Consider the following 13,929-nt stretch of genomic DNA (forward strand, 5'->3'; position numbering starts at 1 on the left):
TGGGTAAGTCTAAAAATATAAATAATTCAAAGACTTATCCGAATATTGCCTTGTGCATAAATTGCGGTTTAAACCTGCATCGTTTGTGGCTGATATTGTAAACTGATTTTATTCAGTCTATACGCAATATTTAAGCACACGTCATTCTCAACTTATCCACAGCATGACTTGCTTGTTTTAATCCCTGATCACTTGTGTGAGTAAACCAATATCACGTGCCAGCGTCTGGTCATTCAAGCGTAATTGTTCAATTTCTTCGCAGGCGTGCATCACGGTTGTGTGGTGACGTCCGCCAAAAGCTTCCCCAATCTCTGGAAAGCTATGATTGGTAAGCTCACGCGCCAAAGACATGGCCACCTGGCGCGGTCTGGCGACATTGCGTGAGCGTTTTTTGCTAAACATATCGCTGACTTTGATTTTGTAATAGTCAGCCACTGTCTTTTGAATGTTTTCGATGGTGATCTGGCGGCCGCGCACGGCAATCAGGTCTCGTAGTGCGTCTTTGGCCAGATGCACATCAATGGCATGACCGGTAAAGTTAGCCATGGCAATAATACGATTCAAGGCGCCTTCAAGTTCTCGCACGCTAGAGCGTATCTGTTTGGCAACAAAAAAGGCCACATCTTCATGCAGATCTATATTCAGGTTTTCAGCCTTTTTGCGCAGAATGGCTACCCGCATTTCCAGCTCTGGTGGCTCCACCGCGACGGTAAGCCCCCAGCTGAAGCGAGTACGTAGCCGTTCATCCATGTCTGCGATTTCTTTAGGATAGGTATCGCAAGTGATGACTATTTGTTTTTTTTCTTCAATCAGCGTGTTAAATGCGTAGAAGAACTCTTCCTGGGTGCGTGTTTTTTTGGCGAAAAACTGAATATCATCAATTAGCAATAGATCCAGCGAATGATAAAGTTGTTTGAATTCATCAAACGCCTTGTTTTCATAAGCCTTTACTACATCGGAGACATAACGTTCTGCGTGCAGGTAACGGATATTCGCTTCTGGCTTAATTTTCTTTAATTCGTTGCCGATGGCTTGTAGCAAATGTGTTTTGCCCAAGCCGACGCCGCCATAAATAAACAGTGGGTTATATGCCTGACCAGGATTGCCTGCCACCTGTATTGCCGCTGCGCGTGCTAGCTGGTTTGCACGGCCAGTGACATAGTTATCAAACAAGAAACTGTCATTGAGCCCACTACTCTTCTCATTTTTAACCGGTTTTGCGCTTGATCGTGGAATGGGGGGCCGATTTGGTTTGCTAACGGTTTTTGTCGGTGCTTTTGCAATGGCGGCTTCAACTGGATTTTCGCTCACACTGGCTGCCTTGTTAACCACGGGTGCTGCCGGTGCCAAGGATTCACTACTGTCGACAATCAGTTCAAGAATCGCTGTTGGAGAGAGTTCTGTCGCGATCGTCTCTATGCGTGAAAAAAACTTGCTTTTGACCCATTGCATGACAAATTTGTTGGGCGCAACAATTTGCACGGATTCCCCATTGATGCGTGCTTTCAGGGGTTTGATCCAGGTGTTGTATTGTTGTGCTGACAGCTCTTGCTCGAACTTTAACAAACAATAGGCCCAAAAATTTTCCATTGCTCCAGTGCTTTTTTTAAAAGTAATTGCAACACATTGATCGCGAATACGGATCAGCGTGTTGAATATTTATTCGTTATAATTGCCAGGAAAGAGTGGCAGAAGAAGTGGTCTTGTCTTGGTTGTTGTCATGACCATCTGTTGAGTATTCTAAACGTTTTAAGGCGAGTTATCCACAGCCCGCCATCATAAAAAATTAAAAAAAATCATTGACATAAACTCTGAATTTGATGTTTAATTAAGGGTTTTTGAAATCGGCAAATATTGAGCGTAATAATCAAGCTTGCCGGATTAGAGTTTAATTGCCATTTTTGGCCGGAGTTTAATAATGAAACGTACCTATCAACCATCTAAAACCCGTCGTGCACGTACCCATGGCTTTCTGGTACGTATGAAAACCAAAGGTGGCCGCGCAGTGATTGCTGCTCGTCGCGCTAAAGGTCGTAAACGTTTGGGTCTGTAATCCCTGACAATGCATTGCGGATACTCAATGCATGACATTGTATAAGCTAAAAAAAACGGATGAATTTTCATCCGTTTTTAGTTTCAGGAAGCGGTTTTATGGTGAATGGTTAATTGCCAATATCAAACCAAATCAGCTTTCACATCACCGCTACGGTCTGGTTGTTTCAAAAAAAGTGTCCAAACTGGCGGTCAGACGCAATTACATGAAACGGGTGTTGCGAGAAGTCCTGCGTGCTCACCCAGCAATGTCGCCTGTTTGTTTCGATGTGGTGGTACAAGTGCGTAAGCCGTTCAAACAAGGTGAATTTGCTCAAGTGCGTCAAGATGTAGAGACTTTGCTATGCCGTTTAAGCAAATCCGTGCATGCTTCCTGATGAATCTTTGCCGATGAAGACGTTGTTGATATTCTTGATCAAGTGTTACCAATGGGGACTCAGTCCCTGGTTGGGAAGACAATGTCGTTTTCACCCTACCTGTTCACACTATGCCATTGAGGCCTTGCAACGCTATGGTGCGTGGCGTGGGAGTGTGTTAGCCTTACGCCGCATCGGTCGTTGTCATCCCTGGCATCCAGGTGGTGTAGACCCCCTACCCTGACTTTTAAACGAAATCTTATGGATACTCGCCGTCTAATTCTGTTCGTGATTTTTTCTTTTTCCATCATGTTGCTGTGGGATGCCTGGCAACAAGACCATTCACCACAACCAACTGCCGAGCAAGTGGCACAAGCGCTGCCTGAAACTGCTGATAAACCGCAGGTAGATGGCTTTCATTTAAACAAAGGCACACGTATCGCCATCACAACTGATCGTTATTCGGCGGTTATTGACACTGCCGGCGGTGATTTACGTCAATTATCCTTGTTAGAACATAAAGCAGATAATGGCGCTGGCCCTTATGAGTTGATGAGTGATAGCAGTAAAGACAAATTATATGTTGCGCAAACCGGCCTCAAGGGTGAAGGCTTGCCTACGCATTATGAAAGCTTTACCGCTGAGGCTAGCACCTACCAAATGCAAGCGGATCAACAAACGTTGGATATCCGTTTAACTGCCCCGGAGAAGAATGGTATTGCAGTAGACAAGATTTACCGCTTTCATCGTGGTGAATATGTCATTGATGTGTTGTATGAAATCAAGAATAACAGCGAAAAAGCCATTTCGCCTTCGGTGTATTACCAAATCATTCACGATAATGAATCCAATCAGGGTTCTAAAATGATGCCGACCTTTACTGGGGGCGCTTATTTCACCCAAGCAGACAAGTACAACAAGGTGAAATTTGATGAAATGGCCAAAAAGGACGTTTCTATCAATGCTAAAGATGGTTGGATTGGCTTGGTACAACATTACTTTGTCAGCGCCTGGATTCCACAATCAAAATCTGAACGCAAGTTTTACACGACAAAACTCAGTGAGCATGACTTCTCAATTGGTACCATTTTGCCTGTAGGCGAAATTGCACCAGGGACAATTAAAACAGTAGACGCAAAATTATTCAGTGGACCGCAAGTTCAGCAAGCCTTGGAAGCGACGGCGCCTGGCTTGGAATATGTGGTCGATTACGGCATTTTGACCGTGATTGCCAAACCGTTAATGTGGTTGTTGAGTCATATCCACGATCTGGTGAAAAACTGGGGTGTGTCGATTATTGTGCTGACCATCCTCATCAAGGCAGCTTTCTTCAAGTTGTCTGCATCTGGCTACCGCAATATGGCGCATTTGCGTGAAATTGCCCCACGCATGCAAGCACTGAAAGACAAGTTTGGCGACGACAAGCAAAAGCTGCAGCAAGCCATGATGGAAATGTACCGCACCGAAAAAATTAACCCGATGGGTGGTTGCTTGCCCATACTGGTACAAATCCCAGTGTTTATTTCCTTGTATTGGGTATTGTTGGGCTCTGTAGAATTACGGCATGCCCCATTTTTTGGCTGGATACAGGATTTGTCTGCGACCGATCCCTATTTTGTGTTGCCCATATTGATGGGTGCCACCATGATTATTCAAACCTTCTTGAATCCACCACCTACTGATCCGATTCAAGCAAAAGTGATGAAGATCATGCCTGTATTGTTCAGTGTATTCTTTTTCTTCTTTCCTGCCGGCTTGGTATTGTACTGGCTGGTCAACAATATCCTGTCTATCTGGCAACAATGGGCGATTAATCGCATGATCCACGCCGAAGCGCTGGCGAAAAAAGGACATGGCAAATAATCTTCCGATTGCCAACGATACCATTGCCGCGATTGCAACCGCCCCCGGTGCAGGCGGCATTGGTGTCGTCAGGGTCTCCGGCCCGCTAGCAGCCAGTATTGCTGCTCAAATTCTCGGGCACTGCCCTCCCCCGCGTCACGCAGCGTATCTTTCTTTTCTACAAGCCGACGGTGTATTAATAGATCGTGGCATTGCTATTTTTTTCCCCAATCCTCATTCCTATACAGGTGAAGATGTGCTTGAGCTACAGGCGCATGGCGGGACTGCGTTGATGCAAATATTGCTTGCGCGTTGCATCGAATGCGGCGCACGCCATGCGATGGCCGGCGAGTTCACACAACGCGCATATTTGAATGACAAACTGGATCTCGCCCAAGCTGAAGCAGTGGCAGATCTGATTAATGCCTCTACTGAGGAAGCGGCCCGCAGTGCAGTTCGATCGTTGTCTGGCGAGTTTTCTAATGCGGTACAGGACTTGTTGCATCAATTGATTGATTTGCGCATGTATGTCGAGGCTTGCCTGGATTTTCCTGAGGAAGAGATTGATTTCATCACGCAAGGGCGAGTGTTGGAAAAGCTTCAACAAAATCAGGTCACCTTGCAAAGAATTTTCCACCAGGCAAAACAGGGTGCTTTGCTGCGCGAAGGCATGAATGTGGTGTTGATTGGACAGCCCAATGTTGGCAAATCCAGTTTATTAAATGCCTTATCTGGTGAAGAGGTGGCGATTGTGACACCGATAGCTGGTACGACACGTGATACCATCAAAAACGTCATTCAAATCCAGGGTGTGCCTTTGCATATCATTGATACTGCAGGTTTGCGTGAGACCGAAGATACCGTGGAGCAATTTGGCATAGCCCGGACCTGGAAAGCGATTGCAAGTGCGCATGTGGCTTTGTTACTTGTAGATAGTCAGCATGGCATTGGTGCATTTGAAAAGTCCATTCTTGAAAAGTTACCGAGTCAGGTCAAAAAAGTTTGGGTGCACAATAAGATAGATGTTTCACGTGAAACATCGCGCACTGATGTTATTGATCATGAGCAGCACGTATTTTTATCAGCCAAGACAGGTCTAGGTATTCCCTTGTTGCAAAAAACCTTGCTGGAGATGATTGGTTATCAACCTGGCGGAGAAGGTGTGTTTATGGCAAGGGCTCGACACTTGCAGGCTTTGCAAGCCGTATCAGAGCACTTAAGTCATGCGGTGAGTCAAATGAATGCTGCGGAGCTCATTGCAGAAGAGTTGCGTTGCGCACAAGAGGCGTTGGGTAGTATCACTGGCGAGTTTACGCCGGATGATTTGCTTGGGGAAATATTCAGTCGTTTTTGTATAGGTAAATAAAAACCCGCATCAGCGGGTTTTTTTTCGGGGGAACGGTGTGTTTTTTTGGTCAAACCGTTCTTCAATACTGCATACGCGTTTACACCCTGTAATCATCGCCCAGATCAGGTTATCACGATTGATGATGCTTTCAAAAATCACACCGAAGACATGGACCACCACCACACCCAGCCATGTCCAGGTCACATAGTGATGTAAGGTTTTGGCCATTTCATCATCAATAAAGTCCCAGCCATTGTTATAAACAATGCAGCCGGAACCTACCGTCAGGATGCCTAGGCCCAGCATCGCATAAATTGCTATCGCACCTGTGGGGTTGTGGCCGATATAGTGCTTGGCTGTTCCATGGATAAGCTTGTAGAGATGTTTCAGCGCCCACACAGGGTTCAGCGGGAAGCTATGAAAGTTTGCATAACCTGTGGAAATAATGCCCCAAATAATGCGCGCCACGATCAGAGTGCCGGCCACATAACCCGCATAAGCATGATGTAGCCGATCCCACATCGAGTCGTGCGTATAAAAGGCATAAGCAAACGCCGCGACCAGTGACCAATGGAAGATCCGTATAAACGGATCCCATACGTAACGTAGCATTGAATTATTTGCTAGGTTTTGTTTCGGTTAACAGATAAGCGATAAAGTTTGCCTTTTCTGAAGGTGAGCAGTCTGCACCCAAAATATCATTGCAGTGTTTGGTGAACTCTTCTTCTACTTTATCAATATCGGTAAAGCGCTTGGTATTCACGCGTGGTGCCAGTGGAGGGATTTCCTTGCCAGTGACGATGTTCTTGCCAACGTTAGCAGGGTTGTTAGTGTGGCAAGAGGCACATGCCGCTTCTTTACCACTTGGTGTTTTGAATTTGCGGTTAAAGAAAATTTTACCATCAGTAATGGAGGGGGCTTCGTACATGGAGTTTGCAGAGTGTGCAATGTTGGTATATTTGTATACCAGTTTTTCAGCATTGGTGACATCAGCCAATGCGTGCGCAGAAAAAAGAACCCCGAATACAGCAATGATTGTTTTGATTTTCATGGTAATAGCTCCTTGGTTGTTTTAGGAAAAATTCTATTCTTGTTATGTTAAGCAAATATGGCCTGCTTGTTATTGATTTGTATTAAACCGTAAATACATTGTATTAAATCATAGTTTAGGTGTAACAATGCAGTGATTTAAATGACCATTTAGTAAGTTTAAGCTAAAATCATAAATCTTTTTAAATCAAACAGTTCAAGATTCTTTATGATGGACTTTCCTGATCGATTCGATGTCATTGTGGTGGGTGGTGGGCATGCCGGCACCGAGGCTGCGCTGGCGGCTGCCCGTATGGGTCAAAAAACCCTCTTGTTGAGCCACAACATTGAAACTCTGGGGCAAATGTCCTGTAACCCTTCTATTGGTGGCATAGGCAAGGGTCACCTGGTCAAAGAGGTTGATGCCCTCGGTGGCGCCATGGCGGCCGCCACTGATGAGGGAGGTATCCAGTTTCGTATCTTGAATTCTAGTAAAGGCCCGGCTGTGCGTGCCACGCGTGCGCAAGCCGATCGCATTTTGTACAAGGCGGCCATTCGACGCCGTCTGGAGAACCAGCAAAATTTGTGGCTGTTTCAGCAGGCGGTAGACGATATCATTCTTGAGAATCATCGCGCTGCGGGAGTGGTAACGCAGATTGGTTTGCGTTTCTATGCAAAGTCGGTGGTGCTCACTGCAGGGACATTTTTGGGTGGCTTGGTGCATGTGGGTTTGCAAAGTTATAGCGCCGGGCGCGCCGGAGACCCGCCCGCAATCTCCCTGGCGGCTAGGCTAAGAGAAATTGGTCTCCCGGCTGGCCGGCTAAAAACTGGAACACCACCACGTATTGATGGTAGAACCATTGATTACAGTGTGATGACTGAGCAGCCTGGTGATACACCAGTGCCGGTGTTCTCCTTTTTGGGTAATGCAGGCCAGCATCCGCAACAGTTACCTTGCTGGATTACGCATACCAATCAGCAGACGCATGACATTATTCGCAGTGGATTGGATCGTTCGCCGATGTACACGGGTGTGATTGAAGGTGTGGGCCCGCGTTATTGCCCCTCTGTTGAAGACAAAATTCATCGCTTTGCCGACAAAGAGTCTCATCAGGTATTTCTTGAGCCTGAGGGGTTGACGACCCATGAGATCTATCCGAACGGCATTTCCACCAGTTTGCCATTTGACATTCAGTTATCGTTGGTGCGTTCGATTCGCGGGCTGGAGCAGGCGCATATCTTGCGCCCCGGATACGCCATTGAATACGACTATTACGATCCAAGAGGATTAAAGTCGACTCTCGAAACCAAGGCTGTGCAAGGCTTGTTTTTTGCCGGACAGATCAATGGGACAACCGGTTATGAAGAGGCGGCAGCACAAGGGTTGTTAGCAGGTGCAAATGCCGCACTTTATGCGCAAGATAAAGACGGTTGGTGCCCCTCCCGTGAACAAGCCTATTTGGGTGTGTTGGTGGATGATTTGATTACAACGGGTGTGAATGAGCCATACCGGATGTTTACTAGCCGTGCAGAGTACCGATTGCAGTTGCGTGAAGATAATGCAGATATGCGCTTGACTGAAGTCGGTCGTCAACTGGGGTTGGTTGATGATGTGCGCTGGGCGGCCTTCTGTAAAAAACAGGAAGCGATCACGCGTGAGCAAGCAAGATTGAAGCGCACGTTTTTACAGCCTGACCAAGGTCAATCCCTGGGCAATAGCCAAAATAAAATTGTTTCACGTGAAACACAAACGTTGGTTTTTGGTAAAGCTTTGGAGCATGAGTATTCGTTGTTTGAATTATTACGGCGTCCAGAAGTGAGTTATCAATCATTGCTGGAAATTGTTCCCTCCTCTGAAGTGTTGGCCGAAGATGTGATGGAGCAAGTAGAAATTGCTGCCAAGTATCAAGGCTATATTGATCGTCAAAATGAGGAAATTTCACGCCAAAAAAATAGTGAGCACGTCAAGTTGGGCGATGCTATCGATTATAATGATGTGCATGGCTTGAGTATTGAAGCGCGGCAAAAACTGCTAGCACAGAAACCGGAAACAATTGGCCAAGCCAGTCGCATCCAGGGGATTACCCCTGCCACGATTTCTTTGTTGATGGTTTATCTCAAGCGTAAACAGAAAAAGCAGAGCCAGTCTGGCGATATTGCAGCAGCATGATGGAATTGGCTTCAAAGTTAGCGGCCGGTGTCGAGGTGCTCGGTTTGCAGGCGATGGTTACGCCTGAAATGCAGCAGAAGTGTCTCGCTTATATGGCGCTTATGCAAAAGTGGAACAAGGTCTATAACCTGACTGCGGTCCGTGATTCAGAAGAGATGCTGGTGCTACATGTGCTGGATAGTTTGAGCGTTCTGCCTTTTGTAGAGGCCGGTAATGTGCTGGACGTAGGCAGTGGTGGAGGCTTGCCGGGGTTGATAATCGCAATTACGCGTCCCGAGGTCGAAGTCACCACGATTGATACTGTACAAAAAAAAGCTATCTTTATGCGGCAGGTCAAGGCTGAGCTTGGATTGTTCAACGCGCAAGTGGTGCATGGCCGGGTTGAAGCGTATGCGCCCCCTACTCGCTTTTCACAAGTGATCTCGAGAGCCTTTTCCGATATTGCTTTGTTCAAGCAGTTGACTGCACATCTAATTGCGCCACAGGGGCGATGGTTGGCCATGAAGGGAGTGGCGCCAAGCGATGAGTTGGCGCAGGCAAAGGTCATCCCTAAAGAAGTGATCCGTCTTTATGTGCCCTACTTGCAGGCCGAAAGACATTTAATCGTGTTTGAGAATACATAATGAAAATAATTGCCATCACCAACCAAAAAGGGGGCGTCGGTAAAACCACCACTTGCGTCAATCTGGCTGCCAGTTTGGCCGAGCACGGAAAAAAAGTCTTGTTAGTCGATCTGGATCCGCAGGGTAATGCCAGTACTGGCAGTGGCATTGATAAATCACATTTAAAAGACAGTATTTATCAGGTGTTGATTGGTAACAAGACACTGCAGGAGGTGGTGATACATGCTGAAGCTGCTAAGTATGATGTGGCGGCTTCTAATCGCGACCTTGCTGGGGCCGAAGTAGAGTTGGTCAATGAAATGGCGCGTGAAACGCGGTTGAAAAATGCAATTCTCAAGTTGGGTGATGATCGCTACGATTTTGTCTTGCTGGACTGTCCGCCTTCATTAAATCTGGTGACCGTTAACGCATTAACTGCAGCACACTCAGTCATGATCCCGATGCAATGTGAGTATTATGCACTGGAAGGCTTGTCTGATCTGGTCAATACTGTCAAGAAAGTGCGCGCTCACTTAAATCCTGTTCTGGAGATAGAGGGTTTGCTGCGTACCATGTTTGATAACCGCAATATGCTGGCACAGCAAGTGTCAGCCCAGCTGGTGAATCACTTTGGCAAAAAGGTGTATCAAACCATTATTCCGCGCAATGTCAGACTGGCTGAGGCGCCCAGTTACGGCATGCCTGTTCTGTTATATGACCGTTCTTCCAAGGGTGCACAGGCTTATCTTGAGTTGGCGCAAGAAATCATTCAAAAAAATTAATTATTCATCCATTTCATTTCAGACATACATTTATAAGGAAGTAGCAGCATGGTGAAGCCCAAGGGACTCGGTCGCGGACTCGACGCATTGTTATCAGGGGATGCGGAAACAATTGCCCAGTCAGACATGTTGCGCACATTGCCTGTAGGGCAGTTGCAGCCAGGCAAATATCAGCCGCGTTCCTATATGAACGAGGAAGCCCTGCAAACATTGGCTGACTCAATCGCGGCACAAGGCATTATGCAGCCGATTCTGGTACGTGAAATTGCCCCGGAAAAATTTGAGATTATTGCCGGTGAACGTCGCTGGCGTGCTTCGCAAAAGGCGGGCCTGACCGAAGTGCCCGTGCTGGTGCGGGAAATTGCCGACGAAGCCGCACTGGCGATGGCGCTGATTGAAAATATTCAGCGTGAAAACCTGAATCCACTCGAAGAGGCCATGGGCATTAAGCGCCTGATTGACGAATTTGAGATGACGCACGAAAAAGCGGCACAAGCCGTGGGTCGCTCGAGAGTGGCGGTGTCCAACTTGTTGCGCCTGCTGACCCTGACCCCTATGGTGCAGGATATGTTGCTGGATAACCAGATTGACATGGGCCATGCCCGTGCGTTGGTGGGGATAGAGCCGGCCCAGCAAATCTTGTTGGCAAACAAGGTGGTTCAGGATGGCTTATCTGTGCGTGAAGTAGAGCGCATGATTCAATCCGAGCCGGCGAGCGGCAAAAAAGCCAAGCCTGCCGTGCATCCAGATGTGGCGACTCTGCAAAACCAACTCAGTGAGCAGTTGGGGGCTGAGGTCAGTATTAGCAGTAAGGCGAACGGCGCGGGTGTCTTGAAACTGAGTTTTGCAAATCTGGATCAGCTTGATGATTGGATAGCGAAACTGACCGACAATCACCTAAAATCGTAAGCAAAATGACGTAGCCAACCTGCAGGCCTCGATTTTTCCAGCTCATTCAGGCAGTTATGGCTAGTTTGGTGCTTGACTTCGTCGGGTGAATAATTCAAAATCTCGCGTCTTTGTAGTATTTTGTCTTGAATTTTTGCGGGCTAACCCCATGAGTGGTCTCGAAACCCAAGCGGCTGGCATGTCGCTTTACCGTAACATGCTGCGCTGGCAACTCATGGCGACAGCGGCAGTGACCATAGCAGCATTTGCATTGGCAGGGATCAATGCAGCATTATCAGCCTTGATGGGCGGCATTTCCGTTGTGATCGGTGCCTGGTTTGCTGCAAGAATTGCAGCCAAAGGTCAGCTGAAAACAGATCCCACGGCGGTATTACTCAATTTACTCAAGGCAGAAGCAGTAAAAATATTAATCATCGCGATTATCCTGTTTGTGGTTTTCAAGTTGTTTCATGCATTGGTGCCTTTTGCATTGATTGCAGGCTTGGCAGCCGCTGCGCTTTTTTCTGGCGCCGCGCTCGCAAAATCACAAGCAAATGTGTAGACCAGTTAACTTAAAAATAGTTTGAACATATGACAACCGAACACGCACAACACGCAGAACTGACTCCTTCTGAATATATCGCGCACCACCTTAGCTTTAATGCGCAAGGTGTGAATGGCAATGCCACCTCTGAAGGCTTTTGGGTATTGCACTATGACACCCTGCTGACTTCAGTCGTGCTGGGTTTGCTGGTGATGGGGCTGATCTGGTGGGTGGCACGTGGAGCGACCGCTGGCATACCGACTAAGCGTCAGGCGTTTGTTGAGTTGTTATTCGGTTTTGTCGATGACCAGGTTAAAAACATTTTTCACGGTAACCGTCATTCCTTTATTGCGCCGGCTGCACTGACCGTGTTTGTTTGGGTGCTGGTCATGAACGCGATGGACTTCCTGCCGGTAGACCACGTAGCAAATGTGGCATCAGCAATTGGTGGCGAGCATACCAAATGGCGTATCGTCCCTACTTCTGACATTAACACCACGTTTGCTTTGGCATTGGCGGTGTGGTTCCTGATGATTTTCTTCTCTATCAAAGCCAAAGGCCTGGGTGGCTGGATTCACGAATTGTTCTGTGCACCATTTGGTAGCAATCCTTTGGTATGGCCTGCCAACTTCTTGTTTAACCTGATTGAATACGTTTCAAAACCACTTTCTCACTCATTGCGTCTGTTCGGTAACATGTACGCTGGTGAAATCATCTTCTTGCTGTTGGGTATGTGGGCTGCCACTGGCCTGACTGGTACCGTTGCCGGTGCTGTACTGGGTGCTGGATGGTCTATCTTCCACATCCTGATTGTGGCCTTGCAAGCGTTTATTTTCATGATGTTGACTGTGGTCTACCTGGCCATGGCGCATGAATCACACTAGTTTTAACTTTGTAGTTGTTTTTAATTCTTTATAAGAGAGGGTATTAAATGGAAGCATTAGCATTGATTCAAGCCTACACAGGCGTTGGTATTGGTTTGATCATTGGTTTGGGTGCCGCTGGCGCTTGTATCGGTATTGGTATCATGTGTGCAAGTTTCCTGGAAGGCGCTGCTCGTCAACCAGAAATGATCCCTGCCCTGCAAGGTAAAGTATTCCTGCTGTTGGGTTTGATTGACGCTTCTTTCATTATCGGTGTTGGTCTGGCAATGATGTTTGCATTCGCAAACCCATTGTTGAGCGTTGTTGCCAAGTAATTTTTACTCGGTAATCACCGCCCGGTAGGGTTTAAGTAGTGACTTAAACCTTTCAACCAATCAGTATGATGGATCCAACATGAATATTAATTTCACACTCATCGCGCAAGCTATCGCATTTGCAGTGTTGATCTGGTTCACAGTGAAATTCGTTTGGCCGCCGCTGTTAAAGGCGATCGAAACACGCCAAAAGGAAATCGCAGATGGTTTGGCTGCTGCCCAAGAGGGCAAGAGCGCCCTGGAAGTGGCTGCCAAAAAATCTGAAGCAACATTGAACGAGGCCAAACAAAAAGCAAGTGAGATTATTGGGCAAGCCGAAAAACGCGCCGCTCAAATCATTGATGAAGCCAAAGCAAATGCCAAGGCTGAAGGTGATCGCATTATTGCCGGTGCCAAAGCTGAAATCGATCAGGAAGTGAACCGTGCCAAAGAGGGTCTGCGTGCACAGGTTTCAACACTGGCTGTGGCTGGTGCAGAAAAAATCCTGCGCAAAGAGATTGATGCCAAAGCACATAGCGAAATGTTGTCTAAACTCGCTGCGGAACTATAAGGTTAAAGGGATAAAACATGGCTGAACTCTCAACCATTGCAAGGCCTTATGCTGTCGCTGCCTACAAGTTGGGCAAAGAGAAAAATGCATTGGCAACATGGTCTGATATGTTGGCATTGGCAGCCGGAGTGGCTTCTAATGACCAAATGAAAACCCTGATTGATAACCCCAAACTGAATGCGGCAGATGTTGAAGGCGCATTCCTCAAAGTCTGTGGCGACAATCTTAACGAGCATGGTCAAAATTTGATCAAGACTTTGGTTGAATATGGCCGTTTATCCTTATTGCCTGCCATTGCTGAAGCCTTTGAGGCTTTAAAAGCGCAAGATGAAGGCACCTTGGACGCACAAATCATTGCCGCTGCCAAAATCACGGCAACGCAAACCAAAGATTTGGTCAAGCGTCTGGAAGCCAAGTTCGGCAAGAAAATTGAAGCAAGCGTTTCCGTTGATCCGGAAATCATCGGCGGCATCAAAATTATTGTTGGCGACACCGTTATCGACGCGTCTGTCCAAGGTCAGTTACAAAATTTAGCCTATACGCTCACAGCATAAGGCATAGGAGAATT

At 47.0% G+C, this 13,929-nt stretch carries 17 protein-coding genes; 14 read left to right on the forward strand and 3 right to left on the reverse strand.

The window, feature by feature from the left end; genetic code table 11:
- Positions 1 to 177 precede the first annotated feature (177 nt).
- Complete coding sequence (gene dnaA, locus INP77_RS13800; protein WP_194749657.1) at positions 178 to 1,590, reverse strand: chromosomal replication initiator protein DnaA; 1,413 nt, start codon at positions 1,588 to 1,590, stop codon at positions 178 to 180.
- 328 nt (positions 1,591 to 1,918) lie between these two features.
- On the opposite strand from dnaA, the gene rpmH reads away from it, so the two are divergent.
- The 5 genes from rpmH to mnmE are packed head-to-tail and all read left to right on the forward strand — an operon-like array spanning position 1,919 to position 5,616.
- Positions 1,919 to 2,053, forward strand: coding sequence for a 50S ribosomal protein L34 (rpmH, locus tag INP77_RS13805; protein WP_018987191.1), 135 nt, complete (start codon positions 1,919 to 1,921; stop codon positions 2,051 to 2,053).
- Between the two features lie 31 nt (positions 2,054 to 2,084).
- Entirely contained in the window at positions 2,085 to 2,429 is a 345-nt protein-coding gene (gene rnpA / locus INP77_RS13810) for a ribonuclease P protein component (protein ID WP_194749658.1), read from the forward strand.
- Between the two features lie 13 nt (positions 2,430 to 2,442).
- On the forward strand, positions 2,443 to 2,652 hold the full coding sequence (gene yidD, locus INP77_RS13815) for a membrane protein insertion efficiency factor YidD (RefSeq protein WP_194749703.1): 210 nt from the start codon (positions 2,443 to 2,445) through the stop codon (positions 2,650 to 2,652).
- Positions 2,653 to 2,669: 17 nt separating this feature from the next.
- The gene (gene yidC, locus INP77_RS13820; protein WP_194749659.1) at positions 2,670 to 4,271 is read left to right on the forward strand and encodes a membrane protein insertase YidC; all 1,602 of its coding nucleotides are present in this window, start codon (positions 2,670 to 2,672) and stop codon (positions 4,269 to 4,271) included.
- Positions 4,261 to 5,616: a tRNA uridine-5-carboxymethylaminomethyl(34) synthesis GTPase MnmE gene (gene mnmE / locus INP77_RS13825; protein WP_194749660.1), complete on the forward strand. Its 1,356-nt coding sequence runs from the start codon at positions 4,261 to 4,263 to the stop codon at positions 5,614 to 5,616. Before yidC ends, mnmE begins: the two co-directional genes overlap by 11 nt.
- Positions 5,617 to 5,625: 9 nt before the next feature.
- Here mnmE and INP77_RS13830 read toward each other — a convergent pair whose 3' ends face one another.
- Both INP77_RS13830 and cycA read right to left on the reverse strand, forming a co-directional pair.
- Positions 5,626 to 6,210, reverse strand: a complete 585-nt coding sequence (locus INP77_RS13830; RefSeq protein WP_194749661.1) for a cytochrome b/b6 domain-containing protein — start codon at positions 6,208 to 6,210, stop codon at positions 5,626 to 5,628.
- A gap of 4 nt (positions 6,211 to 6,214) precedes the next feature.
- A complete protein-coding gene (gene cycA, locus INP77_RS13835) occupies positions 6,215 to 6,649 on the reverse strand; it encodes a cytochrome c'' (protein WP_194749662.1) in 435 nt (144 codons plus the stop codon).
- 210 nt (positions 6,650 to 6,859) lie between these two features.
- Here cycA and mnmG point away from each other — a divergent pair, with 210 nt between their 5' ends.
- From mnmG to INP77_RS13880, 9 genes are all read left to right on the forward strand, one after another.
- Positions 6,860 to 8,797, forward strand: a complete 1,938-nt coding sequence (mnmG, locus tag INP77_RS13840; protein WP_194749704.1) for a tRNA uridine-5-carboxymethylaminomethyl(34) synthesis enzyme MnmG — start codon at positions 6,860 to 6,862, stop codon at positions 8,795 to 8,797.
- A complete protein-coding gene (gene rsmG / locus INP77_RS13845; RefSeq protein WP_194749663.1) occupies positions 8,797 to 9,420 on the forward strand; it encodes a 16S rRNA (guanine(527)-N(7))-methyltransferase RsmG in 624 nt (207 codons plus the stop codon). Before mnmG ends, rsmG begins: the two co-directional genes overlap by 1 nt.
- Positions 9,420 to 10,181 carry a ParA family protein gene (locus INP77_RS13850; protein WP_228518953.1) on the forward strand — a complete coding sequence of 254 codons (762 nt, stop codon included), beginning with the start codon at positions 9,420 to 9,422 and terminating at the stop codon, positions 10,179 to 10,181. Before rsmG ends, INP77_RS13850 begins: the two co-directional genes overlap by 1 nt.
- Positions 10,182 to 10,229: 48 nt before the next feature.
- On the forward strand, positions 10,230 to 11,090 hold the full coding sequence (locus INP77_RS13855; protein WP_194749664.1) for a ParB/RepB/Spo0J family partition protein: 861 nt from the start codon (positions 10,230 to 10,232) through the stop codon (positions 11,088 to 11,090).
- 148 nt (positions 11,091 to 11,238) lie between these two features.
- Positions 11,239 to 11,631, forward strand: coding sequence for an ATP synthase subunit I (locus tag INP77_RS13860; protein ID WP_194749665.1), 393 nt, complete (start codon positions 11,239 to 11,241; stop codon positions 11,629 to 11,631).
- Positions 11,632 to 11,660: 29 nt separating this feature from the next.
- Complete coding sequence (atpB, locus tag INP77_RS13865; RefSeq protein WP_194749666.1) at positions 11,661 to 12,497, forward strand: F0F1 ATP synthase subunit A; 837 nt, start codon at positions 11,661 to 11,663, stop codon at positions 12,495 to 12,497.
- 47 nt (positions 12,498 to 12,544) lie between these two features.
- On the forward strand, positions 12,545 to 12,811 hold the full coding sequence (gene atpE, locus INP77_RS13870) for a F0F1 ATP synthase subunit C (RefSeq protein ID WP_018987204.1): 267 nt from the start codon (positions 12,545 to 12,547) through the stop codon (positions 12,809 to 12,811).
- A 79-nt stretch (positions 12,812 to 12,890) separates the two neighbouring features.
- Positions 12,891 to 13,361, forward strand: a complete 471-nt coding sequence (locus INP77_RS13875; protein ID WP_194749667.1) for a F0F1 ATP synthase subunit B — start codon at positions 12,891 to 12,893, stop codon at positions 13,359 to 13,361.
- 17 nt (positions 13,362 to 13,378) lie between these two features.
- Positions 13,379 to 13,915 (forward strand): F0F1 ATP synthase subunit delta, encoded by a 537-nt coding sequence (locus INP77_RS13880; RefSeq protein ID WP_194749668.1) that lies wholly within the window; start codon positions 13,379 to 13,381, stop codon positions 13,913 to 13,915.
- The last annotated feature ends 14 nt before the right edge of the window (positions 13,916 to 13,929 follow it).

It is taken from the genome of Methylophilus sp. 13, from assembly GCF_015354335.1.
Classification (GTDB): domain Bacteria; phylum Pseudomonadota; class Gammaproteobacteria; order Burkholderiales; family Methylophilaceae; genus Methylophilus; species Methylophilus glucosoxydans.